Source organism: Kitasatospora sp. NBC_01302 (assembly GCF_035976515.1).
Classification (GTDB): domain Bacteria; phylum Actinomycetota; class Actinomycetes; order Streptomycetales; family Streptomycetaceae; genus Kitasatospora.
The window spans coordinates 2,520,291-2,546,768 of record NZ_CP108404.1 but is presented as its reverse complement, the minus strand read 5'-3'; the positions used below and the strand labels follow the sequence as shown (position 1 = coordinate 2,546,768).

Here is a 26,478-nt window from a genome sequence, read left to right as displayed (position 1 = left end):
GCCTGTCCTCCTTAGCGCCTGCTGCTGGGGAGCGGGAGCTCGCAGGGGTCGCCGAACCAGGTGCGCAGCGCTGCCTGCGGCTGGTCGGCGGCGTCCTGCCCGACCCAGCAGACGTAGCCGTCGGGGCGGACCAGCAGGGCCTGGGCACCGCCCTGGGCATCGGCCCGGTCATCGGCCCGGGCACCGGTGAAGGCTTCCGGGGCGACCGCCCGGTCGACGCGGTCGGCCCACGGCGCCAGCACGGCCGCCAGGTCCGGGCGCTCGCCGCGGGTCAGCAGCAGCCCACGGCCGGCGGGCAGTTCGAGCCTCGGCAGCCGGGCGCCCAGCAGCGGGTGCGCGGGGGAGCCGGGCAGCTCGTAGCGGATGCCCAGGCCCGAGATCATCCCGGCGATCCGCCGGTTGGCCTGCTCCTCCGTCAGCAGCCCGGCCACGATGGCGCGCAGCCCCTGCACGTCGATGTCCGGGACCAGCAGGACGCCCTGCGCCCTGGTGTTCTCCAGCACCTGCGCCCCCACCGGGTGGCGCTCGGTGTGGTAGCTGTCCAGCAGGCCGGCGGGGGCCCAGCCGTTCAGGGTGGCGGCGAGCTTCCAACCGAGGTTGAAGGCGTCCTGGAGGCCGAGGTTCAGCCCCTGCCCGCCCGCGGGGGTGTGGATGTGCGCGGCGTCCCCGGCCAGCAGCACCCGCCCCGTGCGGTACTGCTCCACCTGCCGCGAGGCGTCGGTGAACCGCGAGGCGATGCGCAGCTCGCGCAGCCGGTAGCGCTCGCCGTGGTGGCGGTGCAGCGCGGTGGCGACCTCGGCCCCGGTGACCGGTGCGGTGCGCTCCAGCTGCTGCTGCTCGGGGCCGGTGAACAGCACCCGGTGCAGACCCTGGTCGAGCGGCAGGACCACGCAGAGGCCGCCGGCGTCCGGGGCCAGCTCCGGCAGCCGCCAGTCGGTGGACTCCTCGGAGCGGGTCTCCAGGACGACGTCCGCGACGACCATGGAGACGCGGCCGTCCCGGCCGGGGAAGCCCACCTTCAGCAGGCGGCGCACCGTGCTGCGCCCGCCGTCGGTGCCCACCAGGTAGCGGGCCCGCAGCTGCTGCGGGACGGCCGAGCCGTCGGTGCGGTCCGGGGCGCCCGGGCTGCCTTGGCCGTCCGGGCCGCCCTGGCCGTCCGGGCCGGTGACCGTGACGGTCACGCCGGTCTCGTCCTGGACGAGGTCGAGCAGCTCGCACCCGCGCCGCACCGGCACCCGGTGCTCGCCGAGCAGCTCCTCCAGGAAGCCCTCGACCCGGGCCTGCGGGATGCCCACCTGGTAGGGGAAGGGGGAGTCGAACACCCCGTAGTCCAGCGGGAGTCCGGCGAAGTGGCCGCCGGGGACGGTGTCCACCGCCCGGCTGAGCAGCGGCTCCAGCCAGCCGCGCAGCTGGAGCATCTCGGCCGAGCGCGGCTGCAGGCTCAACGCCTTGGACTGGCCGGAGCGTTCGGTCAGCCGCTCGACCACCAGGGTGCTGATCCCGGCCAGCCGCAGCTCGTTGGCCAGCAGCAGGCCGGTGGGGCCGGCGCCGGCGATCAGCACGTCGGCGTCCAGCCGGTCGGCGCGGTTGTCGCGGTCGTCGTGCCGGGCGGCGGTGCCGGGGGTGGAGACGATCGTGGTGTCGGTGCTCATCGCGGATCAGACCTTCAGACCGTTGCGGTTGACGTACCAGAAGTGGAAGCCGAACAGACCGCCCAGCACCACCAGCCACTGCAGCGAGCTCACCAGCGGCACGAGGTCGACCGGCAGCGTGTAGGCCAGCACCACCCGGACGACGGCGTCGACGGTGAACCCGAGGCCCCAGACGGTGGTGAGCGTGCGGATGTGGTGGCGGAAGGTCGCGTCGTAGGCCCAGCGGCCCACCCACTCCTCGGCGCCCGCCTCACCGATCTTGGTGGCGACGATCGACCGCGCCGCGGTCAGCATGAACGGGCGCTGGGTCGCCAGGGTGCCCAGCACCCAGATCCCGATCACGCCGAACACCCAGCTGTCGCGCACCAGCAGCACCCGGGGGCTGCCGCTGACCATCGACATCAGCGCGCCGACCACGATCAGCACCAGCGTGAAGACCGGCATCACCTCGACCCGGCGGCTGCGGACCATCCCGAGCACCAGCCACGGCACCAGCAGCAGGCTGCTGATCAGCAGCGAGGCCCACTGGCTGAGCCCCACCCCGTGCAGCAGGTAGTAGCCGCCGAGCGGCACGGCCAGCTCGAAGACCAGCGACTTGGTCAGCTGCCGCTTGGCGGCGCGGGCCTTCTCCGCGGCGCTCGGCCCAGTGCTCGGCCCGGCGCTCGGTGCGGCCTCGGCCTCGGCCGCGGCGGCCGGCGCAGCGGCTTCCTGCTCGGTCGACGTGTTCACGTTCTCCCCCATCACGTTCGTCCCTCCCATGACGTGCTTCCTCCCCTGTCCTGCGTGTCCGTGCGGACTGTCCCGCTACGGTTCGGCGCGGGTCGCCCGGTCGAAGATGTCGGCCAGCTCCCGGCCCGCCCGGGCCACGTCGAACTCCGGATCCCCCACCCAGCGCAGCACCACGGCGTCGATGGCCCCGCGCAGGGCGGTGAGCATCACCCGGGCATCGAACTCCCGGAACTCGCCGGCCCGTTGTGCCGCGTGGACCGCCTGCTCCTGGCTGTCGATCACCAGCTGGACGGCGGCGTTGTAGCCCGCCCGGGTCGGATCGTCCCCGCCCAGGTTGGGCAGGACCTCGATCAGCGCCTTCAGGTGCTGGGGGCAGACCGAGAGCAGCTCGATGTTGGACTCGATGAACGTCCGCAACCGTTCGCGCGCACCCTCGGCCGCGTCGACCCTGGGCGCCATGTACTCGGTGGTCACCCGGGTCACCTCGGCGACGACCTCGTGCATCAGGTCGTCCTTGCCGGCGAAGTGGTACGAGATCATCCCGGTGCTGCTCAGTCCGGCCTGCTTCGCGATCCGGCTGAACGAGGCCTTCGCGTAGCCGACTTCGGCGGCCACCTCGATCGCGGCCTGCACGATCTGTGCTCGGCGCCCCGACTCGGTGAACGTCCGGCCCATTCCCCACACCCTCCTGCTTGCCCGAGCAAGTTCTTGCTTGCCCGAGCAAGACTGTAGAGCAGTTTGCTTGCCCGAGCAAGAACTTGCTCGGGCAAGCAGGGGCGGGGTGGTCGGCGGCCGACCGTCGGTCAGCGGAGCTGGGCCCAGGGGGCGTTGGTGCGCTCGGCGCGGCGGACTGCCGTTGCCGTGGCGGCCGCGGTGGCCAGGAGCAGCAGAGCGGCCGAGAGGAGGGGAAGGACGGGGGCGTGGTGGTGCAGGAAGAGGGCGCCGGCCAGGACGCCGAGGAACATCGCGGCGGCGGAGAGCAGGCGGCGCCCGATCCGGCTGCCCGCCCCGCCCGCGGCCCGGCTGTCGGCGGCGATGCCGGTGATGGTGAGGGTCAGCACGGTGGTGGTCAGGTCGGGCACCGCCAGTGCGCGGGCGGCGGCGTTCTGCAGACCCATGGCCAGGCCGAGCAGGACGATCAGCAGCTGCCGGGCGGGGGCCGGGAAGGGCGCGGCGGACAGCCAGGCGGTGACCAGTGCGCCGAGTACCAGGACGCTCTGCAGCAGCAGGGCCGCGAGCAGCACCCGCCCCTGATGGCGCCGCAGCCGGTGCACGAGCAGGCCGCCGGCGAAGGCCCCGACGGCGAAGGCGGCCAGGGCGAGCAGCGAGGCGCTCAGCGAGAAGCCGGGGGCGCCGCCGAGGGTGAGTGCGAGGAAGACCACGTTCCCGGTCATGTTGGCCACGAAGACATGGCCGAGCGCCAGGTAGCTGAAGGCGTCCACCAGCCCGGTGACCACGGTCAGCGCCAGCAGCAGCGGCGGCAGCGGCCCGTGCGGCGCACCCGGGCCGGGGCGCAGCGTGCGGTACGCCTCGTGCAGCGCGGTGGAGCGGGTGGCGGGGCTCGTGGTGGCGGCGGGCATGGCGGGACTCCGGGATCCGGCGGCGGACTGGGTGGGTGGCTCCAGCCTGCCGCCGGAGCCGTCCATCCGTCCAACAGATGAAACAGCTCTCAGCGATCGGTCGGACAGATCAATGGTTCAGGCAGATCAGTCGACGCGGCCGGTGCCGAGGACCGCCAGGAAGGCCGCCCCCGCCGGGGACAGCCGGGCGGCGTCGTGGACCACCGAGACCTCGTTCACCGCCTGCCTGTCGGTCAGCGCCAGGACGGCCGCGCCCGTGGTCAGCGACTCGCACGAACCCGGGCCGCGGACCGCCGAGCGCGGCACCACGGTGATGCCGACCCCGGCGGCGGCGAGGCGGACCATGTCGTGGATCTGGCCGATCTCGAAGGACTGGTCCGCCGCCAGCCCGGCCCGGGCGAAGGCCGCCTCCACCTGGTGCCGCAGGCCGGTGCCCCGGGCGCCCTGGATCAGCGTCGGGTACTCCCCGGCGGCCCCGGCCAGCTCGGTCAGCGCGATCCGCGCCCGCCCGGCCAGCGGGTGGGCGCCGGGGACGACGGCCACCAGGGGGTCGCGGGCCAGCACCTGCCGCACCAGGCCGGCCGTGGTCGCCCGGTCCGCGACCAGGCCGACCACGGCGAGGTCCAGGGTGCCCTCGGCGACCGCGGCGACCATCTCGGCGCTGGGCGCGGTGCGCACGTGCAGTTCGATCCCCGGATACCGGCGGCGGTACTCGCCGAGCACCGCGGCCACGTCCGTCGCGCCGCCCGCGGTCTGGATCAGCCCCAGGCGCAGCCGCCCGCGGCGCAGGCCGGTGAGGGCGTCCAGTTCGGCGCGGGCGTCGTCGACCTCGGCCAGGATCCGGCGGGCCAGCGGGACCAGCAGCTCGCCGGCCGCCGTCAGCCGCACCGAGCGGCTGGTGCGGTGGAAGAGCCGGGCGCCGACCTCGCCCTCCAGCCGGGCGACCTGCTGGCTCAGCGCGGACTGGGCGACGAAGCAGTCGGCGGCCGCCCGGGTGAAGCTGCCGGTCTCGGCGACGGCCAGGAAGTACTTCAGGTACCGCAGCTCCACCATGCCTCCCACTACGCCTCGGACCCGTGGGTAAACCTTAAGGAAGGAGAAGTTCACCGCCGCCACACCGCCCCATGAAGTTCACTATTTCGCCAGTCCACCGACAACTACGGCGCCGCCGCTCGCCTCTACGCTTTATCCGCACCGAAGCCGGGCGGATCGCGCCGCCCGGCCAACGCCCCCGCACCGCCGTCGCATCCGCAGCCGCCCCAGCGGTGCGGCGGGCTCCGCACCCTCTTCTCCCCGAGCCGGCAACCGGGCCTGGCTCGTTCCTCCCTGGAGTCTTCATGCGTTCGAGGTCGCGTCTTGCCGGGCTGTGCGCCGTCGCCATGACGAGTGCCGTGGCGCTCACCGCCGCCCTGTCCACCAGCGGTTCCGCCGTCGCCGCCGGCGCGAGCGTCAGCGCCGCCGCCGTTCCGGCGTTCTCGCACATCGTGGTCGTGATGGAGGAGAACCACTCCTACGACGACATCATCGGCGACACCAGTGACGCCCCCTACATCAACTCGCTGGCCGGCCAGGGCGCGCTGATGACCTCCTCGTTCGGTGTCTCGCACCCCAGCGAGCCCAACTACATGGCGATCTTCGGCGGCAGCACCTTCGGTCTGAGCGCCGACTCCTGCCCGGTGAGCGAGGGCAAGACCGCCAACCTCGGCTCCGAACTGCTGGCCGCCGGAAAGACGTTCAAGGGCTACTCGGAGGGCCTGCCCTCGGTCGGCTCCACCAAGTGCACCTCGGGCGCGTACGCCCGCAAGCACGCGCCGTGGGCCAACTTCAGCAACGTCCCGACCGCCGACCAGCAGCCGTTCACCGCGTTCCCCACGGACTACAACACGCTGCCCACCGTGTCGTTCGTGATCCCGAACCTGGACGACGACATGCACGACGGCACCATCGCCGACGGCGACTCCTGGCTGCAGAACAACCTCTCGGCGTACGCCACCTGGGCCCAGCAGAACAACAGCCTGCTGGTGGTCACCTGGGACGAGGACGACTACACCGAGAGCAACCAGATCCCCACCATCTTCGTCGGCGCCCACGTCCAGCCGGGCCAGTACAGCGAGCAGATCAACCACTACAACGTGCTCGCCACCCTGGAGCAGGCGTACGGGCTGCCGCTGGCGGGCCAGAGCAGCAGCGCCGCGCCGATCACCGACATCTGGGACTGACACCGGCCGCCCAGGGCTTGTCCGACAGGCCCGTGCGCCGCTGAGCACAGCGACCACCAGGTCATCCGTCCGGTACCGGGCCCCGCGTGCGGGGCCCGGTACCCCCGCCCGACCGAAGGACCCCGCCAGCCATGCCGGAGCGAACGCCTTCCCCACCCACCGCCAGCCCCCGGTCCGGGCGCCGGCTGCGCGCCGCGCTGCTCGGCGTCCTCGTGCTGGGCACCGCCACCCTGCTCGGCTCCGCCCTCGCCGACGGCCAGGCGCACCCGCCGGGCGGCAAGCTGGCAGTGGACACCACCGGTTGCGGCGCACCGCCCGCCACCCTGCCCGCGGGCCGGCTCTCCTTCGACGTCACCAACAACTCCAAGGTCTTCGTCACGGTCTACGTCATCTCCCCGGACGGCACCCTCGCCTACGCGGAGATCCCCTGGCTCGGCCCGGGCAGGACGCTGCCGCTGGACACCACCCTGAACGGCGGCCAGTACGCCGTCCGCTGCGTCTTCTCCAGCGGCCCGGTGGCCACCAGCAGCGCGATCCGCCTCGACGGCACCGCCGCGGACGCCGTGGCCGGCTACCGCCCGATGTCGGACAAGGAGCTGACCGGACCGGTCAACGCCTACCGCGCCTACGTCACCGCGGCGCTGCCGAAGCTGCTCGCCGCCGCCCGGACCCTGGACGCCGACGTGGCCCGGGGCGACCTGAACGCGGCCCGCGCCGACTGGCTGCCCGCCCACCTGGACTACGAGCGCCTGGGCGCCGCCTACAACTCCTTCGGCGACTACGACGACGCGCTGAACGGCATGGCCAACGGCCTGCCGCAGGGCGTCGACACCCCGGGCTGGACCGGCTTCTTCGCGCTGGAGCACGCCCTGTGGCACGGCTGGACCGCCGAGCAGGTGCGTCCGCTCAGCCAGCAGCTGGTGACCGACGCGAGCGGCCTGATCGACGACTTCCCCAGCGAGGACACCGACCCGGGCAACCTGCCGCTGCGCGCCCACGAGATCCTGGAGAACGCGCTGCAGTTCCAGCTCGGCGGCATCGCCGACTACGGCAGCGACAGCACCCTGGCCACCCTGGACGCCAACATCCAGGGCACCCAGGAGGTGCTCGGCACCATCGCCCCGGTCGTCCAGGAGCTGGACGCCGACCTGCTCGGCCGGCTCAACGGCCAACTGGCCGCCTACCAGAGCGAGGTGGCCGGCTACCGCGCCGCCGACGGCTCCTGGCCCGCCCTGAGCAGGCTCGGTACCGCCCAGCGCCAGCGGCTGAACGCCGACCTCGGCGGGCTCCTGGAGCAACTCGCCGCCCTGCCCAACCTGCTCACCCCGAGGAACCACGCATGACCGAGACCGACTCGCCCGAGGAGCAGCCTGGTTCGGCCGGGCAGCAGCTGCCCGCGGCCTGTCCGATGGCGGGGCCGACGCTGCGGCGGCGGGCGTTCCTGCGGGGGGCCACGATCGGTGGGGCGGTCGGGGCCGGGGCGCTGGCCGGGGCGTTCGCGGGCAGTGCCGCGGCGGATCCGGCACCCGGTCCGTCCGGGCGGGCGATCCCGTTCCACGGGCAGCACCAGGCGGGCATCAGCACGCCGCAGCAGGCGGCCGCCTCGTTCGTCTCGTTCACCGTGCTGGCCACCGACCGGCCGGGGCTCCAGGAGCTGTTCCGGACGCTGACCGAGCGGATCCGCGCGCTGACCGTGGGCGGCCCGGTGCCGGCCACCGACCTCGCCTCGCCGCCCACCGACAGCGCCACCCTGGGGCCGGTGCTGCCCAACGACGGTCTGACCGTCACGGTGAGCGTCGGCGCCTCGCTCTTCGACGGCCGCTACGGGCTGGCCGCGCGCAAACCCGCCCAGCTGGTGGCGATGCCCGCCTTCCCGGACGACGACCTGGTCGGCTCCAAGGAGCTGCACGGCGACCTGATGCTGCAGATCTGCGCCGACTCGCGGGACACCGTGATGCACGCACTGCGCGACATCGCCAAGCACACCCGCGGTGCCATGCAGGCGAGTTGGAAGGTCGACGGGTTCCACGCCGCGCCGCGTCCCAGCGGCACCCCGCGCAACCAGCTCGGCTTCAAGGACGGCATCGCCAACCCCGACCCGGGCAACCGCACGCTGGCGGACCAGGTGCTGTGGACGCACGGCGGGGCGAACGGCGAACCGGCCTGGGTGGAGGGCGGGTCGTACCAGGTGGTGCGGATCATCCGGATGCTGGTCGAGTTCTGGGACCGGGTCTCGCTGAACGAGCAGGAGCGGATGATCGGCCGTCGCCGCGACTCCGGCGCGCCGCTGGACGGCACCAAGGAGAGCGACATCCCCAACTACCCGGCCGATCCGCAGAACCTGCTGATCCCGATGAACGCGCACATCCGGCTGGCCAATCCGCGCACGCCCGACACGTTCGACCAGCAGATCCTGCGCCGGGGCTACAACTACGAGCGGGGGATCGACCTGAACGGCAACCTGGACGTGGGGCTGGTCTTCTGCTGCTACCAGCAGGACGTGGCCCGGCAGTTCCAGACCGTGCAGCAGCGGCTGGCCGGGGAGCCGCTGGTCGACTACATCTCGCCCACCGGCGGCGGCTACTTCTTCGCGCTGCCGGGGGTGCCCGGACCGGCGGACACGCTGGCCGCGGGGCTGTTTGCCTGACGGAGCGTCACGGTGTGCTGCGCGGGCGGTGCGTGAACCGCCCGCGCAGCGGCCCGCGTGGTCAGCCGCTGGTGCAGCCGTCCGTCGTGCAGCTGTGCCAGGCGCCCCAGGGGCCGCCCGGGGTGAGCTCGGAGATCTCGCAGTAGTACCCGGAGGAGGCGTCCCACAGGTGGGCGACGGCGGTGAGGGTGCCGTCGGCGGCCTGGGTGACCTTGGTCGGGGTGCCGACCGACTCGGGTTCGGGACCGGCGCCCAGGTCGGTCCAGCTGCCCCAGCTGCCGCTGGCGTCCTGCTCGTCGACGTAGAGCTCGGGCACGCTGCCGATGTCGTAGACCTCGAAGAAGGCGAGCGAGCCGTCGGCGCGCTGGAACACCGTCGGGTAGCCGAAGAACCTCGGGATGCCCGCGGATCCCGGGCCGAAGGCGGTCGGCGCCGACCAGGCGCCGTCCGGGGCGAGTTGCGCGATCCGCACCACGGTGGAGGTCTCGTACTCGACGGTGAACACCTCCAGGCGGCCGTCCGCGTCGACCCCGGCCGACAGCACCGGGTTCTGGAAGTTCACCGGGGTGTCGAGGACTTGGCTCCAGTCGCCCCAGGAGCCGCCCGGGATGGACTGGGTGCGGTAGAAGAGCCGCTCGTTGGGAGTGTTCCCGGGCAGCGAGAAGATCGCGAACTCGGCCACCCGGCCGTCCGCCCGGGTCACCGAGACGGACTCCTCCAGGGGGCCGGGGTCGGCCTTGGCTGTCCGCGCTGCTGCCTCTGCCTGTGCCTGTGCCTGCGCCCGTGCCTGTGCCTGTGCCTGCGCCCGTGCCGGTTGTTGTGCGTGTGCGGCCGGTGCGAGGACGATCGCGGCGGCGCAGGCGGCGGCCACCACCAGCGCCTGCCGTGAGCCCTTCCCACGCATAGCTGTTCCCTTCCGTTCGGGGGACGGCCCGGCGGGGTGGTGAACCCGGGCCGCGTGTCATCCTGCCGGGTGGAAGCCGGAGAAACCGCCGGACGAGGGGATTTGGCTCAAAAGGTGGCGGCGGCCAGGCCCGCCCGCACCAGGTGGGTGGAGATCCGCAGGTCGCCGCGGCGGATCTCCAGCACCTGCCGGTAGGGCAGCAGTGACCAACTGCCGTCGTCCTGCGCTCCGATCCCGCTGGAGGCGACCACCACGCGGTCGGCCCGGGCCTGGTAGCGCAGCCGGAAGAAGTCCGGGCCGCGGCGCCGGCTGACCTCCGAGTCCGGGTTCTCCTCCGCGTAGGCGTAGAGCGCGTCGGGGGTGAGCAGCAGGCAGTTGAGGCTGGCGAAGTCGGCGCGGGCGCGGATGTCGGCGGCGGCCAGGGCGAGCGCGTCGACCGGGTCCTGGTCGTGCAGCCGGGTGAGCACCCGCAGGAAGTAGCGCTCGGAGTCGGTGCTCCCGCCGGCGCCCGCCAGCAGGTCGGGGTCGATCAGCTCGTCGAGCGCATCGCGCGGCGCGAAGTACCCGTTGTGCGCGAAGGCTAGCGCGCCGGCGGTGAACGGGTGGGTGTTGCCCGGCTCGGTCGCCAGGCCGGGGCTGGCCATCCGGATGTGCAGCAGGGCGGCGTCGGTGACCGAGCCGGCCAGCGTCCGGGTGAAGGCGGGGCTCGCATGGGCGGGCAACAGGTCCCGGCCGACCGCGAGTTCGCCGTTGGCCTGCCAGGCCGCGATGCCCCAGCCGTCACGGTGTTCGCGGGAGAGCCCGGCGAACGGCTCGATCAGGTCGGTCAGCGCGTCGGCCAACCGCGTCGGGACGTGCGTGACCACGCCGAGCAGGCGGCACATGCCGGATCCTTTCAGCTTGCAGGAAGAGGTGACGGTGCATCAGCCGCGCTGGCGGCGTTCCAGGCGCCCGGCGAGCCAGGACAGGCTCGCGTTGATCAGGACGTAGCAGGCGGCGCCGACCAGGTAGCTGGAGAGCACGGTGTGGTAGTACTCGCCCAACACCTGGGTCTGGTGCAGCAGTTCCAGGTAGCTGACCACATAGCCGAGCGAGGAGTCCTTGAGCAGCCGCACCAACTGGCTGACCAGGGCGGGCAGCAGTTTGCGGACGGCCTGCGGCAGCACCACCCAGCGCATCGCCTGCCAGTAGGTCATCCCCAGGCTCTGGGCCGCCTCCGCCTGGCCGCGCGGCTGGGCGAGCACGCCGGCCCGGAAGACCTCCGCGACCACCGGCACGTTGCTCAGTGCGATCGGGATCAGCAGCTGCCAGAAGATCGGGAAGGTCAGCCCGGCCCGCGGCAGCGCGAACAGGAAGACGTAGAGGAGCAGCAGCAGCGGCACGGCGCGGAACAGCTCCACGTAGCCGCGGGCGAGCGCGCGGGCCACCCGGCTGCGGCTCAGGCGCACCAGCGCGACCAGCGCCCCCAGCGGGAAGGCGATGGCCGCGCCGACCACCGTGACCAGCAGGGTCTTCTCGATGCCGTCGAGCAGGAAGCGGATGATCGGCCACTTGCCGTACATCGACCACTGGTCGGCGGCCAGTTGCCCGTGGTCGGCGAACTGGCGCAGCACCAGGGCGAGCAGGCCGGCGATCACCACCAGCGAGGCACCGGTGGCGATCCTGATCCGGCGCCGGGCCCGAGGGCCCGGCTCGTCGAAGAGCAGGCGGCTCTCGTCGCTCATCGCCGGATCGCCACCTTTCGTTCGATCCGTCCGGCGATCAGGCCGGAGGTCAGCGTGATCAGCACGTACACCACCGTGGTCGCGGCGAAACTGGTCAGCGGCTGGTCGTACTTGAGGGTCACGAACTGGGCCTGGCCGGTCATCTCGGCCACCCCGACGGCCGCGGCCAGCGAGGTGCTCAGCGCGACCGCGATGAAGACGTTGGCCAGCGGCTGCACCATCGAGCGCAGCGCCTGCGGCAGGATGATGTGCCGGATGCTCTGCGTGGCGGTCAGCCCCAGCGCGCGGGCGGCCTCGGCCTGACCGAGGGGCACGGTGCGGATGCCGGCCCGCAGCACCTCGCAGATGAACGCCGCCCAGTACAGCGCCATGGTCAGCGTCACGGTGGCGAAGAGCGAGAAGAGCAGGCCGACGTCCGGCAGGCCGAAGACGAAGAGCACCAGCAGCACCAGCAGCGGCACGTTGCGGAAGACCGTGACGTACGCGGTGCCCAGCGCGCGCAGCGGCGGCACGGGGCTGATCCGGCACACGGCCAGCAGCACACCCAGGCCCAGCGCGCCGGTGAAGGCGATCGCCGTCATGGCGAGGGTGAGCTGCAGGCCGTGGCCGAGCGGCCCGAGCGTCTCGTGGAGTCCGGCGGGCAAGACCGTCAACTGCCCTGTGCGGAGCCGATCGCCGGCGGCGTCGGCGCGTCACCGCTGAGCACGGTGCCGATGGTGGACTGCCAGAGCTTGGTCCATTCGCCGTCGGACTCGAGGGTCTTGAGCCAGTCGTTGACGAAGGTCTTCATCTCGGGCGAGGCCAGCGGCAGGCCGATCCCGTAGGGCTCGGTGGTGAACGGCTGCCCGACCACCTTGACCTTCGGGTCGCGGACCTGGTCACCGAGCAGCAGCGCCTGGTCCAGCACGTAGGCGTCGGCGCGGCCCTGTTCGACGGCCTGCTCGCACTCGGCGTTGGTCTGGAAGAGGATCACGTGGGCGCTGGGCGCGTACTGCTTGAGGTCGTTGGCGGCCGTCGAACTCGACTCCGTGCAGACCGTCTTGTTGGCCAGGTCGGCCACCTTGGTGATGGAGGTGTTCCCCTTGGCCACCAGGATCGCGTCACCCGAGGAGTAGTACGGACCGGCGAAGGCGACCTTCTGGGCCCGCGCGGGGGTGATCGTGTAGGTGGCGAAGACGCTGTCGACGGTGGCGTTCTGCAGCAGCGTCTCGCGGGTGTCCGCGGTGACCAGCACCAGGTTCACGCTGGGCTTGCCGGTGATGTACTTGGCGAGCATCTGGGCGAGTCCGGCGTCGAAGCCGGTGAGCTTGCCGGTGACCGGGTCCTTGAGCGAGAAGAGCGCCGAGGCGTCGGTCCCGCCGACGTTCAGCGTGCCGCGCGCCTTGATCTTCGCCATCAGGCTGCCGGCCGGGATGGCCGAGTCGGGCGCCACCGGGGCGCCGTCGATGACCTGTTGGAAGGTCGGCGCGCCGGCGGGGTGCGAGCCGGAGCCGCTCGGCGCGGGCAGGCTGCCGGACGAACCGCACGCGGCCAGGGCGGTGGCCAGGGCGGCGGTCAGCGCGGTGGCGGCCAGGGTGCGCGCCGACGTACGTATTCTCGCCTTCATGGGCGTGGTGTCCTCCGTCGCTGTGCGAGATGGTGACGGTGCGTCAGATGCGTTAGTGGCTGAGGATCTTGGAGAGGAAGTCCCTGGCCCGCTCGGTCCGCGGGGCGCTGAAGAACTCCTGCGGCGTGCCGGTCTCCAGGATCCGGCCCTGGTCCAGGAAGACGATCCGGTCGGCGGCGCGGCGGGCGAAGCCCATCTCGTGGGTGACCACGAGCATGGTCATGCCCTCGGCGGCCAGCTCGACCATGACGTCGAGCACCTCTTTGATCATCTCCGGGTCGAGCGCCGAGGTCGGCTCGTCGAAGAGCAGCAGCCGCGGGCCCATGGCCAGCGCGCGGGCGATCGCCACCCGCTGCTGCTGCCCGCCGGAGAGCTCGGCCGGGTAGGCGTCCGCCTTCTCGGCGAGCCCGACCCGGGCGAGCAGCTCGCGCGCCCGCTCGACGGCCTGCTCGCGCGGGACGCCGTTGACCCGGACCGGGGCCAGGGTGATGTTGTCCAGCACGCTCTTGTGGCCGAACAGGTTGAACGACTGGAAGACCATGCCCACCTGGGCCCGCAGCCGGGCCAGCTCGCGCCCCTCGGCCGGCAGCGGGACGCCGTCCAGGGTGATGCTGCCGGAGTCGATCGTCTCCAGCCGGTTGACGCAGCGGCAGAGCGTGGACTTGCCCGAGCCGGAGGCACCGAGCAGGACCACGACCTCGCCGGAGTGGACGTCGAGGTCGATGTCGTGGAGCACCTGGTGGTCGCCGAAGGACTTGTTGACCTTCGTCAGGCGCACCAGGACGGCCGGGTCCTGGCCGGGGGCGGCGGTCGAGTCGGCGGGGGGCTGGGTGGGATGGTCGGGACGCATCTCGGATACCTACCCTTTCGCTTCCTCGCATCGCGTCCGCACAGCATGGCGGGCGGGAAACTCATATGTCCAGTAGGGCTTTTCATGCAGATTGATAAACATCATTTATTCTTTTCCGGTGTTTGATCTCCGCCAACTCCAGGTCCTCTCCGAGGTGGCCCGCACCGGCACCTACACCGCCGCCGCCGAGGCCCTCGGCTACAGCCAGCCCGCCATCAGCTACCAGATGCGGACCCTGGAACGGACCGTCGGCGCGGCGCTGGTCACCCGCAGCGGCCGTGGCGTGCGGCTCACCGAGGTCGGGCAGACCCTGGCCCGGCACGCCGAGACGGTGCTCGCCGCACTGCGCACCGCCGCCGACGAGGTCTCCACGCTCACCTCCACCGGCGGCGGCCAGGTCCGGCTGGCCGCGATGCAGAGCGGTTGCGTGGCGCTGGTCCCCGCCGCGCTGGGCAGCCTGCGGCGCACCCACCCCGAGCTGGAGGTGGTCGTCACCCAGACGGAGTGCCCCGTCTCGCACCAACTGGTGCTGGGCGGCGAGGTCGATCTGGCGATGATGTGCGACCTGGAGATCGGCCAGGTCGACGGCGAGGGGGCGGGCCCGCGCGAGGGGCAGGGCCTGCTGCCGGACCCGCGACTGCTGCGCGTGCCGCTGCTCAGCGACCGGCGCTGCGTGCTGCTGCCCGCGGACCACCCGCTGGCCGCCGCGCCGACCGTCGAGCTGGCCGACCTGGCGGAGGAGCGCTGGGTGCTGGAGAGCGGGCGTGCCCGGTTCCTGGCCGCCTGCCGCCAGGCGGGCTTCACCCCGCGGGTGGCCGCGACCTCCGACGACCAGCTGACCATCCACTGCCTGGTGGCCAACCGGATCGGGGTGGCGATCATGAACGAGCTGGGCGTCGGCGCACACACCGACCCCCGCGTGGTGGCCCGCCCGCTGCGGGACTGGCCGGCCCGGCGGGTCTTCGCGCTGCTCTGGCCGGACATGGCCAAGGTCACCCCGGTGGCCGCGCTGCTCCAGGCCCTGCGCGCGACGGCCGACGAGTACACCCGGCGGTCGGCCGGTGGCCGGGTGGGGGCGCGGTAGCGGCGGCAGGGAGCGGGTCGGGGGAGCGCGCGAGGACGCGGGCGCCTGGGGCTCGTCGGGCGAGCCCCAGGGCGTCAGGTGTCAGGCGTCAGTAGGAGCGCTGCAGTTGCTCGCGATGGCCCTGCGCCATCTTGGCGAACATCGCGATCACCTGGCCGTTGAGGGCGGCCAGTGCCTGCTCGGTCAGCGGCAGGTCCCTCTCCAACGCGCGGCGCAGCACGTCCGAGAGCAGGTCCGCGCGCTGCTCGACGCTCAGCCCGTCGTCCTCGCCGAGCTCGGCCGCGCCGAGGAAGCCGCGGGTGACGTTGACCAGGACGTATCCGGCTGCCCCGGGGGTCAGGCCCGCGCGCAACGCACCCTGATCGCTCAGCAGTTGAAGGTAGTCGGCGTTCTCCGCCAGCTCCTGCTGGGCCGAGCGGACCGTCTCGTCGCCGGCCAGGTTGCCCAGGACGGCCGGGTCGTTCAGCAACAGCGCCTTGACCAGTGGACGCCCGGTGATCTCCAGGTAGATCGTGCGCATCAGGCGGTGCGGCAGTGCCGACTCCGGCTCCCTGGCAAGTTCGGCCAGCAGGTGCTCGAAGAGCCGGAGCGCCTCGCGCTGCAGGGTCGCCCAGAAGAGTGCCTCGCGTGTCTTCCAGTGCAGGTACACCGTGCCCTTGCCGACACCGGCCCGCCCGGCGACGTCGTCGATCGTCACCTTCCGGTAGCCGTAGGCCGTCAGCAGGTCGGCGGTGGTGTCCAGGATCCGCTCCGCACGTAGCTGACGTGCACTGGAGCCGGCCGGCAGACGACTCGGGGTGCTCATGACGTCACTGTAGAACCAACTTTCAAACCTGGTCAACACTCTCCGAGGCTCGGTTGCATGATTGACCAGATTTGAAACCTGGTCATACGCTCACCGTGATGAGCGGGCCAACCGCGATTCAGCCGTCGTGCGTGTTCCGAATCGGAGACAACTGATGCCCCAGAAGGCGCCTGACCCACGGACGGGCGGGACTCCCGCCCCACGAACCCACGCCAGGTGGTGGGCGCTGGCCGCCCTTGCGCTGAGCGTGCTGGTGGTCGGCCTGGACAGCTTCGTCCTGTACACCGCACTGCCCACCCTCTCCAGTGCCCTGCATGCCTCCACCTCCCAACTCCAGTGGATCCAGAGCGCGTACACGTTGGCCTGGGCCGGACTTCTGCTGCCGATCGGCAAGCTGGGCGATCGGGTCGGGCGCCGCAGGATCCTGCTCGGCGGGCTGCTGGTCTTCGGCGTTTCCTCGGTGACCGCCAGTCAGGTGACCACCGCCGGTGCGCTGATCGCCATGCGCGCGGTCATGGGCGCGGGCGCCGCCGTCATCATGCCGATGGTGATGGCGATGCTCCCCTCGCTCTTCCCCGAGCCGGCCGCCCGCCGCAAGGCCGTCTCGGCCGTGACCGTCGGCGCGGTCCTCGGACTGCCGCTCGGGCCGTTGCTGGCCGGCTGGCTGCTGACTGCCTTCAGCTGGGGCGCGGTCTTCCTCATCAACGGCCCCGTGGTGCTGCTGAGCCTGATCGGCGTCGCGGTCCTGGTGCCGGAGAGCCGGGATCCGGCCGTCTCCAGGCAGGACTGGCCCGGCGCGCTGCTTTCCGCGACCGGCGTGATGGGCGTGGTCTACGGGATCATCGAACAGCCCACCGAGGGGTGGGGCGGGCGGACCCTGGTACCGCTGACCGGTGGCCTGCTCCTTGTCGTCGCCTTCCTGCTCCACCAACGGCGCTCCAGCACGCCCTTGGTGGACCTGCGACTGTTCGGCAACCGCACCTTCACCTGGGGCACCGTCGCCTTCGCGGTGATCAGCTTCGCCCAGGCCGGCATCCTCTTCGTGGTCAGCCCTTCCTCCAGGTGGTCCAGGGCAACGACGCGCAGGGCACCGGGATACGGCTGTTGCCGATGATCGCCGCGCTGCTCGGCGGGGCCGGGATCAGCGACGCCAGGGCCGCGCGGTTCGGTGCGCGGCTCGTGATCCCGGTCGGCATGGCGGTCAGCGCCGGCGGGCTGGCGATGTTCGTCATGATCAGCCCCGACAGCGGATACGGCGCGGTGGCGCCGGCACTGCTGGTCTTCGGTTTCGGCCTGGGCCTGGGCCTGCCGCTGGCCGCGGACACCGTGCTGGACGCGCTGACCTCAGGCCAGGCCGGCATGGGTAACGCGCTCTCCCGGACCCTGCAGAGCGTGGGTATCTCGCTCGGCTCGGCGATCCTGGGCAGCGTGGTCGACAGCACCTACCGCAGCAGCGTCGGCCCGGCCCTGACCGGGTTGCCGGGCGAGGCCCGGACCACCGCGCGCTCCGGTGTGGCAGGCGCCCACGCCGTGGCGTCCCACCTGCCGCCCCCGGTCGCCCGCCCGCTGACTCGGGCTGCCGACCACGCCTACCTCCATGGCATGAGTCAGGCCGCCATCACCACCGCCGTCCTGCTCGTGGTCGGCGCTGCCCTGGTCCTCCTCCTGCTGCCCAAGGAGCACGGCGAGCTCCTGGCGGAGCCGGAGCGCCGGCCCGAGCCCCGCGCACGGGCGAGCCAATGACCCCATGGGGGCGCGTAGCGGGGGGAGACGCCTCTGTCATGGATCCCGCCTCACCGCAGGCCGGGCACGAACTCGATCAGCAGGTCGATGGCCTTGATCCCGAGGAACGGCACCGCCAGTCCGCCCTGGGAAGGTAGCGGGAGCTGACCCGCGTCCAGTCGGCCAGGGCACGGCGGAAGTCGTCGAGCGAGCGTGCGAGGCGGCGGGTGGCGGCGTCGAGCTCGGCATCGTCGCGGACGGCGGTGCACAGCCACCAGAAGCGGCGCTCCTCGGCCTCCAGCACCAGCTGCACCTGCTCCCGGGCCTGAGTCGTTGGCAAGCCTTGGCCAACGCTCAGGGCGTCCGCCGCGGTGAAGGTGTCGGAGTCGGTGGCGGCCAGGTCGTTGGTCAGGCACCCGAGCGTGGAGAAGCTGCGCAGCAGGGACTGCACCAGTGCGTCGTGCCAGTCGGGCGTGACGCACCGCCCGGCCAGTTCGCACCACATCGCGGCGAGCACCATGCCGCCGTCGGTCGGCCGGAGCAGCAGGTACTCGCGCAGGGTGGGCGTGCGCCGCGGCTGCACGAAGTCGACCAGCTTGGCGCAGGCGGCGTGCACCCACTCCTCCAGGTGCGTCAGATACCGCTGCCACCAGAACTCCGGCACCATCGCCCGCGTATCCGCCGCGAGAGCGGCGAGCGCATGCACGGCGGGATGATCGCCGGGCCCTGGCCGCGTACTGCCACCCGCGACGAGCAGGAGTGACAGGGCGAACTCACCCACCACCTGCCGCGATTCACCCAGCAGCTCCGCATCGAAGGTGTCGTCCACGATCCACGTCCACACCGCCCATCGGGTGGCGAGGTCCAGCTCGGCGCCACAGGCGCCTGGCCAAGCGGCGAGACAGAGATCGACGTACCCGTGGGCGAGGTAGACGGCGGGGTCGGGGTGGAGACCGTATTGAGTGAGGAAGGTGGCGGCACTGACGTAGAGATCGGTGTGCCGGTGGTCGTGGGGGAGGGGGAGTTCGGCCATGCCGACGACGGTAGGAAGGAGCGAGCGACGGCCACCACAGGTGTGCGTGAACTTGCGGAACGTCACTCCAAAGCGTCGATCGCCGAGGTGATCAGGGCCCGGGCTGCGGCGCCGTGGACGGCAAGTTCCTCAAGCTCGGTGAAGGCGCGGACGTATGCGTCGATCTCGCCGGGGCTGGTGACCGTCAGGTGCGCGGAGACCAGCTCGACGTTGACCTGGGCGTCGTCATAGACCGTGAAGGACTCGACCGGCCAGCCGCCGCCGCGGAGCCTGCCGAGAGGTACGACTCCGAGGCTGACCGACGGGATCGAGGCTAGGGCGATCAGCCGACGGAGCTGGGTCGCCATCACGTCCACATCGCCGATCAAGCTCCGGAGGACCCACTCCTCGATGACGATCGCGAAGCGGTGGTGCCCTGTGTGCAGCATGCTCTGACGCTCCATGCGCACGGCCACGGCCTCCTCGACATCGTTATGCACGTCGCGTAAGGCGACGATCGTGTCAAGGACCGCTCTCGTGTATTCCGCTGTCTGAAGGATGCCGGGGATGACACAGGACTGGTACATGCGGAACCGCCGGGTGCGCTCGAAGAGCGGTCTCACCGCCTCCTGGGCACGCTTCAGCCCGGGGCGTTCGATGCGGCGCCATTCGACGTAGGCTCCGTCTATACCCCGGGCCGTGGCGATGAGGTCCCCAGCCAGCTCCGGCACCCCGCAGTACAGGGTCCAGGTGCGGAGGTCGGCGTCGGAGGGCATGGTGTGCCCGTGCTCCAGCCGAGAGCACTTCGACTCGTGCCACGACGCACGCGCGGCCAGCGCCCGAGCGGTGAGACCGGAATCCTTCCGGATCTCGCGCAGGCGCTGGCCCAGGGCAAGCCTGGCCTCCTGGACTCTGGAGGATGGTGAGCTTCTGGACATCGAACTGACCGGTCAGGCCGGCTGGTACTCCTCATGCGGAACGGAACGATCCCAGACGGCTTCGAACGCGTCTGCGCACAACTTCACGACCTCGGGATCAGTGATCAACTCGTGGTCGATGAAGTTGCCTTCACCATCGAAGTGGTTGAGCAGGAGCACCTGGCTGTCGAAGAGCCAGACGTCATTGCCCGGGAGCGCCAGGCTCGTGGCCCGGCGGCGCGGCAACCAGCGGACAAGCTCGCCCGACAGCACGTTTGCGGTTGTCACATCGTATTCGAATCGGATGTAGTCGCTGATCGGCTCCGAGACGATCCGGGCCCGACGCACGGCGATCCCGCGGGACGTGGTGGCGGCCATCAGAGCCAGCCAGGGGCGATCGGCCTCGCCCCGGCTCTGGTCGAGTCGGCCTTCCTGCCAGGCGATGAACATCGGGTCGTCCCGCATGTAGCCGTCCCGCATCTCCAAGTGAACGGCCGACTGCTTGCAGGTCGTGAGGAGATCGTCAATCGAGGGGGCCTCGGGCACTGTTCACCTCCGGGAAGAACTGGATCATCCGCTTCGGGTACTCGATCACGGTCTCGTGGTCGGGCAGGTCGAGTTGAGCCAGCCGTTCCGGATCCGTCACCTTTCAGCCCTGGATGATGTAGTTGTCGGTCTGGTCGTCGTAGTAGAGCGTCGGCGACTTCCCGTCCGGGCTGTCGGGGTCCTGGCCGAGTTTCCGAAGTGCCATCATGACCTCCGCTTCGAGGCTTCTTCCTTGTGATCAGGGTTTCACGCTGGGCAACAGCTCTGCCAGGAGTTTGCGCAAACTTGCGCACCTCGACCGGCGGCCTCGCCTACCGCAGGCCGGGCACGAACTCGATCAGCAGGTCGATGGCCTTGATCCCGAGGAACGGCACCACCAGTCCGCCCAGCCCGTAGACCCGCAGGTTTCTGCGCAGCAAGTCTGTTGCGCTGGCGGGCTGGTAGCGGACGCCGCGCAGGGCGAGCGGGATCAGGGCGACGATGATCAGGGCGTTGAAGATGATGGCCGAGGCGATGGCGGAGGTCGGGCTGTGCAGGCCCATGATGTTGAGGCGGTCGAGGCCGGGGTAGGAGTGGCCGAACATGGCGGGGATGATCGCGAAGAACTTCGCCACGTCGTTGGTGATCGAGAAGGTGGTCAACGCACCGCGGGTGATGAGGAGTTGTTTGCCGACCCGGATGATCTCGATCAGCTTGGTGGGGTTGGAGTCGAGGTCGACCATGTTGCCGGCCTCCTTGGCGGCCGGGGTGCCGGTGTTCATCGCGACGCCGACGTCGGCCTGGGCGAGGGCGGGGGCGTCGTTGGTGCCGTCGCCGGTCATCGCGACCAGGTTGCCGTTGGCCTGTTCCCGTTTCAGGTAGGCGAGTTTGTCCTCGGGGGTGGCCTCGGCGAGGTAGTCGTCGACGCCGGCCTCCTCGGCGATCGCCTTGGCGGTGAGCGGGTTGTCGCCGGTCACCATGACGGTGCGGATGCCCATCCGCCGCAGCTCGGCGAAGCGTTCGGCGATGCCCTCCTTGACCACGTCCTTGAGGTGGACCACGCCAAGGGCCCGGGCGCCGTGCCAGTCGTGGACGGCGACCAGCAGGGGAGTGCCGCCCTCGGCGGCGATCCGGTCGACCAGCGCCTTGGCCTCGATCGGCAGCCGCCCGCCGCAGGAGACCACCCAGCGGGCGACCGAGGCCGCCGCGCCCTTGCGTACCCGGCAGAGCGAGCCGTCCGGCCAGTGCAGGTCGACCCCGCTCATCCGACTCTGCGCGCTGAACGGGACGAACTCTTGCTTGCCGAGCTCGTCCTCCTCCCGTGGCAGGACGAAGAACTGACGCTCCGTCAGTGAGACGATCGAGCGCCCCTCGGGGGTCTCGTCGGCGGCCGAGGAGAGCTGGGCGGCCTCCGCCAGCTGGTCGACCGGCACGCCGGGGAAGGCGTGCAGGTCCACCGCCCGCCGGTTGCCGTAGGTGATCGTCCCGGTCTTGTCGAGCAGCAGCACGTCCACGTCTCCCGCCGCCTCCACCGCCCGACCGGAGACGGCGACCACGTTGCGGCGCACCAGCCGGTCCATGCCGGCGATGCCGATCGCGGAGAGCAGGGCGCCGATCGTGGTGGGGATGAGCGCGACCATCAGGGCGACCAGCACGACGGTGGTCTGCGGGGCGTGCGCGTAGATCGCCATCGGCTGCAGGGAGACCACGGCGAGCACGAAGATGATGGTCAGCGAGGCGAGCAGGATGTTGAGGGCGATCTCATTGGGCGTCTTCTGCCGGTTGGCGCCCTCGACCAGGCGGATCATGCGGTCGATGAAGCTCTGCCCGGGGCGGGCGGTGATCCGCACCACCAGCCAGTCGGAGAGCAGCCGGGTGCCGCCGGTCACCGAGGTCCGGTCGCCGCCCGCCTCGCGGATCACCGGCGCCGACTCGCCGGTGATCGCCGACTCGTCCACCGAGGCGACGCCCTCGATCGCCTCGCCGTCACCGGGGATCACCTCCCCGGCCTGCACGAGCACGATGTCGTGCAGCAGCAGCTCCTCGGCGGGGACGACCTCCTGCGGACTGTCGGCGATGCCCAGCCGCCAGTGCAGCAGGCGCCGCGCGGTGGTGCCGGACTGGGTCTGGCGCAGCGAGTCGGCCTGCGCCCTGCCCCGGCTCTCGGCCACCGCCTCGGCGAGGCTGGCGAAGAGCACGGTCAGCCAGAGCCAGACGCTGATGGTCCAGGCGAAGACGCCGGGGTGCAGCACGGCGGTGAGCGAGGTGAGGGTGGCGCCGGTTTCGACGACGAGCATGACCGGGTTCCTGGCCATGGTGCGCGGATGCAGCTTGCGCAGGGCCACGGGGAGCGCGGCGCGCAGCTGCTCGCGGTCGATCAGCCGGCTGGCGGTGCCCGGGGTGTGGACCGAACGGCGCATCAGGGCGCGGACCTCCAGGAACGGTGGACGTGAGCCGTCCTCGCGGACAGCGGTCAGCCAATCACTCGCAGGTGCGGCACCCGCGCGCCCTTGACGTGACCTTGGCACCGGCCCGCCCGTCCTTGATGAGCCCCTGACGTGCCCGCACGCGCGTTCGCCGGGGCCGTGGCGGGGCCCTGGCGGGCCGCGGCGAGGACGGGCGGGCGGGGCCCGCCCGCTGCGGTTACCGTGGAAATGGTCGACCTGCCTGGTCAGGGAGTCAGGGACGGTGGTGGGCGAGGTGATCCGCAGGGTTCACCTGGAGTCGCAGTGGCGCACCGAGGCGCTGCGCACCAACCTGTGGCTGGTCCCCACCCTGGAGGTGATCCTCGCCGTCGGCCTCTTCCTGGTCACCTGGAGCCTGGACCGGGCCGCCTACCGCGGGTCGATCACCCTTCCCTCCTGGGTGATCAGCGGCACCGCCGACGCGGCCCGTCAGATCCTCGCCGCCATCGCGGCGGCGCTGATCACCGTGGTCGGCGTGGTCTTCTCGATCATGATCGTGACCCTGACGCTGGCCTCCACCCAGTTCGGGCCCCGGATGCTGCGCAACTTCATCCGCGACCGCGCCACCCAGCTGACCCTGGGCACCTTCGTCGGGACCTTCGTCTTCGCGATGCTCGCGTTGATCTCCATCGGGCCCGCCTCGCACGGCGACTTCGTGCCGCACCTGTCGATCACGGTGTGCATGGTGCTGGTCCTGGTCGACCTGGCGGTGCTGATCCACTTCATCCACCACATCGCCACCTCGATCCAGCTGCCGCACGTCATCGCGACCATCGCGGCCGATCTGTCGACGGCGATCGAGGCGGGCGCGGGGGAGCCGGAGTGGGCGGGCGGCGTGGAGCACGGGCCCTCGGCGGCCGAGCTGGAGGACCGGCTGGACGCGGAGGGCGCCACCGTGCCCGCCCCGGCCAGCGGCTACCTCCAGTTCGTCCGGCACCGCACGCTGGTGGCCATCGCCACCGAGCTCGGCGCGGTGATCCGGCTCGACCACCGCCCCGGGCACTTCCTGGTGCAGGGGCACCAGCTGGCCACGGTCTGGCCGCCCGCGGCGGCGCCGGGTGTGGCGGCCAGCTTCGCCCGGGCGCACATCACCGGCCCCTCCCGGACCCTGGCGCAGGACATCTCGTTCGCCGTCGACCAGCTGGTGGAGATCGCCATCCGCGCGCTGTCCACCGCCGTGAACGACACCTTCACCGCGCTGACCTGCATCGACTGGCTCGGCGAGGGGCTGTGCCGGATCGCCGCGGGCTGGCGGCCCAATCCGGTCCACCGCGACGGGGGCGGTTACGTCCGGGTGCTGGCCGTGCCGGTGAGCTACGAGCGGCTGGTCCAGCGCGCCTTCGAGAAGATCCGCCAGGCGGGGCACGGCATGCCGGCCGTGCTGATCCGGCTGCTGGACGCGCTCGCCGAGATCATGGCCGAGACCCGCACCGAGGAGCAGCGGCGGGTGCTGCTCGCCCAGGCCGAGATGATCGACCGGCTGAGCGGGGAGTCGGTCGCCGAGCCGGCCGACCGGGCCGACGTGCACCGCCGCTACCTGACCGTGCTGGCCGTCCACGCGAGCTGCCAGGACTGAGGCCGGTCCGGGCGGAGCCGGCTCAGCCGACGGTGAGCAGGCGGACCGGGTTGGTGCGCATCATGGTCTCGATCTGCCGCTCGCCGACGCCGAGTTCGGCGAGCAACGGGAGGAAGACGGCGGGCAGGTAGCGGTATCCCCACCGCCCGTGCGTGGTCGGGTTCAGATAGGCCTGACCTCCCGTCAGATCCTGGGAGAGGACGATCTGTTCGGCGTAGCCCTCGGCGACCAGCCGGGCCAGCCGGCGGGCCCGGGTGCGGTCGCTCCGGTGCAGGGCGCGCTTGGCGTGCTCGCCGTCCGGGCGCTCGGCGGCCGGCGGCGGGGTGCGTTGGTCCCAGTCCTGTTTGCCGACCGAGTCGAACGCGATGCTCGCCCCGGTGTCCAGTACCCGGCGCACGTAGTCGAGTTCGGGATGGTTGTCCAGGTGCCCGATCACCACCCGGTCGCGCGGCACCTGCTCCTGGTCGAGGATCGCGAGCTGCTCCAGGGCCATCGTCCCGTGCGTGGTGTGGGTGGTGAGCGCGAGGCCGGTGGCGTGGTGCGCGCGGGCGGCGGCGCGCAGACCGGTCTCCTCGTGCGCGCTCACCTCGCCCAGCCCGGTCGGCTGCTCGCCGAGGACGCCCGCCCGCACGTCGGTCGGGCCGATCCCGCTGCGCGCGTCGGCGACGAACCGGGCGGTCAGTTCCTCGCCGCCGGCCGCGCGCACCCACGGCGGGCTGAACTCGGCCCGGTAGGTGGCGGTCCCGGCGACGACGTGCACCCCGCTGCGCCGCGAGATCTCCCGCAGCAGCAGGACGTTCGCTCCGTACGGGTCGCGCCCGGCATCGCCGTACGGGCTCAGGTCGACCACGGTGTCGACCCCGTACGCGGCCAGCCCGCCGAGCGCGGCCACCGCCTGCTCCACCGGATCCTGGGCGAGCCCCGGGCCCGGGGTGAGCGCCAGCAGGTGCTCGTGACTGAGCACCCGGCCCAGCAGCGAGGGCGCCACCGGGCCGAGGACGGTCTGGACATACGGCACGGCAGGCTCCTCGGGCGGCAGGCGGGCAGGCGGGCAGGCGGTACGGCCGGTTCAGCCGGTTCAGCCGGACGACGATCCTCACCCGCCGATCCTTCGTCCGCGCCCGAAACATGGGCGGACGGAGGGCTCGCCCCGACCTCGGCGCACGAAGAAGGGCACCCGCCGGTGGAACACCGACGAGTGCCCTGCCGTCAGATACCGCGACGGCGAACGGCGACTGCTATGCCTGCGGCTGCGGCTGCGGCTGCGGCTGCGGCTGCGGCTGCGGCTGCGGCTGCGCCGGCGCCTGCTCCGTGGCGCCGGCGGGGGCCGCCGGGCCGGCGCCGGTGGACAGCCCGGCCTGGTACACCGCGAACGGCACCGGCGCCTGGGACGCCTTTGCCGCCTGGCGTCGGGCTGCGAACGAGCGGACGAAGTTGACGATCATCACCACCGGCAGGATGAACGCCTTGAAGAAGATGATGTACTCGCTGCCCTGGAAGATGAAGCCGAGGTACACGCCGTAGCCGATGAAACCGACGCCGGCGATGATGTTGAAAACGCGCCAACCCGCACTGAGGCAGGCGGAATTGACGGCACCGATGCCCAGCATCGCGAGACCGCTGACCAGCAGCAGCACGACGTACCAGGAGAAGAGGGGCTCGGCGCTGAAGTCGAGGTTCACCAGAATTCCCAAGTAAAAATAAGATAAGCACTGAGTGGGACGCCGCGTACAGTACTACGGGGCTGACACATCGTCCACACAATACTTTTACTGACGTATCGCCAGGTCGTCTCTCCTCTCATGGAGGTCGGCCGTGAGTGGCTCGCCGGGGCTGCTCAGGCGGCAGCGGGCGCGAGCGGGGAAACGGCGGCCGGGGCAGTGGCGGCCGGGGTGGTGACGGTGGCCCGGGCCGGCAGCGGCCTCGGGGCGGGCGCCGCCAGCTGCGGGTCCACGGTGAGCGTGGTGACCCCGAGCGGCTCGGTGAGCGCGCGCAGCGCGGGCTCGGCCAGCGCGATCCAGGGCTGCGCTTCGCCGAGCACAGCGGTGAGCCGTTCCCGGCTGCTGAACGCGACGGCCGTGCGGTCGCCGAGCGGAGTGCGGAAGAGCCGGGCCGTGTGGCCCAGCGGACCCGACCGGACGGGAACGAGGAGCTGTCCGGCCGGGACGGGTTCCGAAGGCTCCGGGTCCTCGGTGTTCTGACGCTGGTTCATCGTGGTCCTCCGGCGACTGGTGGCGCGGAACGTGCGTGCAGGATCGACGCTAAGCCCGCCCACCGGCGTGCCGCGCGCGGCCCTGACGCCTCCTTGACCCCGATCCGCGATCTCCTGACACGCCGTTGACACCACGGCTGACACCATGTGCATCGTCAGCCCGATCGACGTCCTGCCCCACCACCGCCCGGCCGCTGCGCTCGGTGGCGGCGCACGCGGTCCGCGACCCGCCCCGGACGCCGGACCCGG

Annotated in this window: 27 protein-coding genes; 7 read left to right on the top strand and 20 right to left on the bottom strand. The window is 71.8% G+C overall.

The features are described from left to right. Window positions 1–11 precede the first annotated feature (11 nt). The 5 genes from OG294_RS10705 to OG294_RS10685 form a co-directional block, all read right to left on the bottom strand. Window positions 12–1,652: an FAD-dependent monooxygenase gene (locus OG294_RS10705; RefSeq protein WP_327066237.1), complete on the bottom strand. Its 1,641-nt coding sequence runs from the start codon at window positions 1,650–1,652 to the stop codon at window positions 12–14. A 6-nt stretch (window positions 1,653–1,658) separates the two neighbouring features. After that, a complete protein-coding gene (locus OG294_RS10700; RefSeq protein WP_327066236.1) occupies window positions 1,659–2,411 on the bottom strand; it encodes a VC0807 family protein in 753 nt (250 codons plus the stop codon). Between the two features lie 45 nt (window positions 2,412–2,456). Then, window positions 2,457–3,056, bottom strand: a complete 600-nt coding sequence (locus OG294_RS10695) for a TetR/AcrR family transcriptional regulator (protein WP_327066235.1) — start codon at window positions 3,054–3,056, stop codon at window positions 2,457–2,459. 128 nt (window positions 3,057–3,184) lie between these two features. Next, the gene (locus OG294_RS10690) at window positions 3,185–3,961 is read right to left on the bottom strand and encodes a YoaK family protein (RefSeq protein WP_327066234.1); all 777 of its coding nucleotides are present in this window, start codon (window positions 3,959–3,961) and stop codon (window positions 3,185–3,187) included. Between the two features lie 126 nt (window positions 3,962–4,087). Beyond that, entirely contained in the window at window positions 4,088–5,014 is a 927-nt protein-coding gene (locus OG294_RS10685) for a LysR family transcriptional regulator (protein WP_327066233.1), read from the bottom strand. A 284-nt stretch (window positions 5,015–5,298) separates the two neighbouring features. On the opposite strand from OG294_RS10685, the gene OG294_RS10680 reads away from it, so the two are divergent. The 3 genes from OG294_RS10680 to efeB all read left to right on the top strand — a co-directional run bounded on the left by OG294_RS10680 (window position 5,299) and on the right by efeB (window position 8,827). After that, window positions 5,299–6,180 (top strand): alkaline phosphatase family protein, encoded by an 882-nt coding sequence (locus OG294_RS10680; RefSeq protein ID WP_327066232.1) that lies wholly within the window; start codon window positions 5,299–5,301, stop codon window positions 6,178–6,180. 131 nt (window positions 6,181–6,311) lie between these two features. Then, window positions 6,312–7,523, top strand: a complete 1,212-nt coding sequence (locus OG294_RS10675) for an EfeM/EfeO family lipoprotein (protein WP_327066231.1) — start codon at window positions 6,312–6,314, stop codon at window positions 7,521–7,523. 65 nt (window positions 7,524–7,588) lie between these two features. Next, complete coding sequence (gene efeB / locus OG294_RS10670) at window positions 7,589–8,827, top strand: iron uptake transporter deferrochelatase/peroxidase subunit (RefSeq protein WP_327071495.1); 1,239 nt, start codon at window positions 7,589–7,591, stop codon at window positions 8,825–8,827. Between the two features lie 61 nt (window positions 8,828–8,888). Here efeB and OG294_RS10665 read toward each other — a convergent pair whose 3' ends face one another. From OG294_RS10665 to OG294_RS10640, 6 genes are all read right to left on the bottom strand, one after another. After that, entirely contained in the window at window positions 8,889–9,731 is an 843-nt protein-coding gene (locus tag OG294_RS10665; protein ID WP_327066230.1) for a hypothetical protein, read from the bottom strand. 107 nt (window positions 9,732–9,838) lie between these two features. Continuing rightward, entirely contained in the window at window positions 9,839–10,615 is a 777-nt protein-coding gene (locus tag OG294_RS10660) for a class II glutamine amidotransferase (RefSeq protein WP_327066229.1), read from the bottom strand. 39 nt (window positions 10,616–10,654) lie between these two features. Continuing rightward, window positions 10,655–11,455 (bottom strand): amino acid ABC transporter permease, encoded by an 801-nt coding sequence (locus OG294_RS10655; protein WP_327066228.1) that lies wholly within the window; start codon window positions 11,453–11,455, stop codon window positions 10,655–10,657. Further along, window positions 11,452–12,108 (bottom strand): amino acid ABC transporter permease, encoded by a 657-nt coding sequence (locus OG294_RS10650; RefSeq protein WP_327066227.1) that lies wholly within the window; start codon window positions 12,106–12,108, stop codon window positions 11,452–11,454. Before OG294_RS10650 ends, OG294_RS10655 begins: the two co-directional genes overlap by 4 nt. Beyond that, window positions 12,105–13,061 carry a glutamate ABC transporter substrate-binding protein gene (locus tag OG294_RS10645; RefSeq protein ID WP_327066226.1) on the bottom strand — a complete coding sequence of 319 codons (957 nt, stop codon included), beginning with the start codon at window positions 13,059–13,061 and terminating at the stop codon, window positions 12,105–12,107. The genes OG294_RS10650 and OG294_RS10645 overlap by 4 nt, the downstream gene beginning before the upstream one ends. Before the next feature lie 52 nt (window positions 13,062–13,113). Then, window positions 13,114–13,911: an amino acid ABC transporter ATP-binding protein gene (locus tag OG294_RS10640; protein ID WP_327066225.1), complete on the bottom strand. Its 798-nt coding sequence runs from the start codon at window positions 13,909–13,911 to the stop codon at window positions 13,114–13,116. Window positions 13,912–14,029: 118 nt separating this feature from the next. On the opposite strand from OG294_RS10640, the gene OG294_RS10635 reads away from it, so the two are divergent. Next, window positions 14,030–14,995, top strand: coding sequence for a LysR family transcriptional regulator (locus OG294_RS10635; RefSeq protein ID WP_327066224.1), 966 nt, complete (start codon window positions 14,030–14,032; stop codon window positions 14,993–14,995). Between the two features lie 88 nt (window positions 14,996–15,083). Here OG294_RS10635 and OG294_RS10630 read toward each other — a convergent pair whose 3' ends face one another. Next, a complete protein-coding gene (locus OG294_RS10630) occupies window positions 15,084–15,800 on the bottom strand; it encodes a TetR/AcrR family transcriptional regulator (RefSeq protein WP_327066223.1) in 717 nt (238 codons plus the stop codon). Between the two features lie 154 nt (window positions 15,801–15,954). Between OG294_RS10630 and OG294_RS10625 the strand changes: the two genes are divergently transcribed. Then, window positions 15,955–16,914 carry an MFS transporter gene (locus tag OG294_RS10625; RefSeq protein WP_327066222.1) on the top strand — a complete coding sequence of 320 codons (960 nt, stop codon included), beginning with the start codon at window positions 15,955–15,957 and terminating at the stop codon, window positions 16,912–16,914. Continuing rightward, window positions 16,905–17,543, top strand: coding sequence for a hypothetical protein (locus OG294_RS10620; protein ID WP_327066221.1), 639 nt, complete (start codon window positions 16,905–16,907; stop codon window positions 17,541–17,543). The genes OG294_RS10625 and OG294_RS10620 overlap by 10 nt, the downstream gene beginning before the upstream one ends. 76 nt (window positions 17,544–17,619) lie before the next feature. Here OG294_RS10620 and OG294_RS10615 read toward each other — a convergent pair whose 3' ends face one another. The 5 genes from OG294_RS10615 to kdpB form a co-directional block, all read right to left on the bottom strand. Then, entirely contained in the window at window positions 17,620–18,555 is a 936-nt protein-coding gene (locus OG294_RS10615) for a terpene synthase family protein (protein WP_327066220.1), read from the bottom strand. A gap of 62 nt (window positions 18,556–18,617) precedes the next feature. Further along, entirely contained in the window at window positions 18,618–19,472 is an 855-nt protein-coding gene (locus OG294_RS10610) for a DUF5753 domain-containing protein (RefSeq protein ID WP_327066219.1), read from the bottom strand. A 12-nt stretch (window positions 19,473–19,484) separates the two neighbouring features. Continuing rightward, on the bottom strand, window positions 19,485–19,997 hold the full coding sequence (locus OG294_RS10605) for a DUF6879 family protein (RefSeq protein ID WP_327066218.1): 513 nt from the start codon (window positions 19,995–19,997) through the stop codon (window positions 19,485–19,487). Continuing rightward, a complete protein-coding gene (locus OG294_RS41075; protein ID WP_442789133.1) occupies window positions 19,975–20,097 on the bottom strand; it encodes a hypothetical protein in 123 nt (40 codons plus the stop codon). Before OG294_RS41075 ends, OG294_RS10605 begins: the two co-directional genes overlap by 23 nt. Window positions 20,098–20,308: 211 nt before the next feature. Continuing rightward, window positions 20,309–22,396: a potassium-transporting ATPase subunit KdpB gene (gene kdpB / locus OG294_RS10595; protein ID WP_327066217.1), complete on the bottom strand. Its 2,088-nt coding sequence runs from the start codon at window positions 22,394–22,396 to the stop codon at window positions 20,309–20,311. A 280-nt stretch (window positions 22,397–22,676) separates the two neighbouring features. On the opposite strand from kdpB, the gene OG294_RS10590 reads away from it, so the two are divergent. Further along, window positions 22,677–24,017, top strand: coding sequence for a DUF2254 domain-containing protein (locus OG294_RS10590; RefSeq protein ID WP_327066216.1), 1,341 nt, complete (start codon window positions 22,677–22,679; stop codon window positions 24,015–24,017). Between the two features lie 22 nt (window positions 24,018–24,039). On the opposite strand, the gene OG294_RS10585 is transcribed toward OG294_RS10590, so the two are convergent. The 3 genes from OG294_RS10585 to OG294_RS10575 all read right to left on the bottom strand — a co-directional run bounded on the left by OG294_RS10585 (window position 24,040) and on the right by OG294_RS10575 (window position 26,229). Next, window positions 24,040–25,035 (bottom strand): phosphotriesterase family protein, encoded by a 996-nt coding sequence (locus OG294_RS10585; RefSeq protein ID WP_327066215.1) that lies wholly within the window; start codon window positions 25,033–25,035, stop codon window positions 24,040–24,042. Window positions 25,036–25,255: 220 nt separating this feature from the next. Further along, on the bottom strand, window positions 25,256–25,711 hold the full coding sequence (locus tag OG294_RS10580) for a hypothetical protein (protein WP_327066214.1): 456 nt from the start codon (window positions 25,709–25,711) through the stop codon (window positions 25,256–25,258). A gap of 143 nt (window positions 25,712–25,854) precedes the next feature. Beyond that, window positions 25,855–26,229, bottom strand: coding sequence for an SAV_915 family protein (locus OG294_RS10575; protein ID WP_327066213.1), 375 nt, complete (start codon window positions 26,227–26,229; stop codon window positions 25,855–25,857). Window positions 26,230–26,478: the final 249 nt, after the last annotated feature.

What these genes read in the sequence shown, in the direction of transcription:
- OG294_RS10705 (WP_327066237.1), bottom strand. Translation starts at nt 1,652, where the DNA reads ATGAGCACCGACACCACGATCGTCTCCACCCCCGGCACCGCCGCCCGG.
- OG294_RS10700 (WP_327066236.1), bottom strand. Translation starts at nt 2,411, where the DNA reads ATGGGAGGGACGAACGTGATGGGGGAGAACGTGAACACGTCGACCGAG.
- OG294_RS10695 (WP_327066235.1), bottom strand. Translation starts at nt 3,056, where the DNA reads ATGGGCCGGACGTTCACCGAGTCGGGGCGCCGAGCACAGATCGTGCAG.
- OG294_RS10690 (WP_327066234.1), bottom strand. Translation starts at nt 3,961, where the DNA reads ATGCCCGCCGCCACCACGAGCCCCGCCACCCGCTCCACCGCGCTGCAC.
- OG294_RS10685 (WP_327066233.1), bottom strand. Translation starts at nt 5,014, where the DNA reads ATGGTGGAGCTGCGGTACCTGAAGTACTTCCTGGCCGTCGCCGAGACC.
- OG294_RS10680 (WP_327066232.1), top strand. Translation starts at nt 5,299, where the DNA reads ATGCGTTCGAGGTCGCGTCTTGCCGGGCTGTGCGCCGTCGCCATGACG.
- OG294_RS10675 (WP_327066231.1), top strand. Translation starts at nt 6,312, where the DNA reads ATGCCGGAGCGAACGCCTTCCCCACCCACCGCCAGCCCCCGGTCCGGG.
- efeB (WP_327071495.1), top strand. Translation starts at nt 7,589, where the DNA reads ATGGCGGGGCCGACGCTGCGGCGGCGGGCGTTCCTGCGGGGGGCCACG.
- OG294_RS10665 (WP_327066230.1), bottom strand. Translation starts at nt 9,731, where the DNA reads ATGCGTGGGAAGGGCTCACGGCAGGCGCTGGTGGTGGCCGCCGCCTGC.
- OG294_RS10660 (WP_327066229.1), bottom strand. Translation starts at nt 10,615, where the DNA reads ATGTGCCGCCTGCTCGGCGTGGTCACGCACGTCCCGACGCGGTTGGCC.
- OG294_RS10655 (WP_327066228.1), bottom strand. Translation starts at nt 11,455, where the DNA reads ATGAGCGACGAGAGCCGCCTGCTCTTCGACGAGCCGGGCCCTCGGGCC.
- OG294_RS10645 (WP_327066226.1), bottom strand. Translation starts at nt 13,061, where the DNA reads ATGAAGGCGAGAATACGTACGTCGGCGCGCACCCTGGCCGCCACCGCG.
- OG294_RS10640 (WP_327066225.1), bottom strand. Translation starts at nt 13,911, where the DNA reads ATGCGTCCCGACCATCCCACCCAGCCCCCCGCCGACTCGACCGCCGCC.
- OG294_RS10630 (WP_327066223.1), bottom strand. Translation starts at nt 15,800, where the DNA reads ATGAGCACCCCGAGTCGTCTGCCGGCCGGCTCCAGTGCACGTCAGCTA.
- OG294_RS10625 (WP_327066222.1), top strand. Translation starts at nt 15,955, where the DNA reads ATGCCCCAGAAGGCGCCTGACCCACGGACGGGCGGGACTCCCGCCCCA.
- OG294_RS10615 (WP_327066220.1), bottom strand. Translation starts at nt 18,555, where the DNA reads ATGGCCGAACTCCCCCTCCCCCACGACCACCGGCACACCGATCTCTAC.
- OG294_RS10610 (WP_327066219.1), bottom strand. Translation starts at nt 19,472, where the DNA reads ATGTCCAGAAGCTCACCATCCTCCAGAGTCCAGGAGGCCAGGCTTGCC.
- kdpB (WP_327066217.1), bottom strand. Translation starts at nt 22,396, where the DNA reads ATGCGCCGTTCGGTCCACACCCCGGGCACCGCCAGCCGGCTGATCGAC.
- OG294_RS10575 (WP_327066213.1), bottom strand. Translation starts at nt 26,229, where the DNA reads ATGAACCAGCGTCAGAACACCGAGGACCCGGAGCCTTCGGAACCCGTC.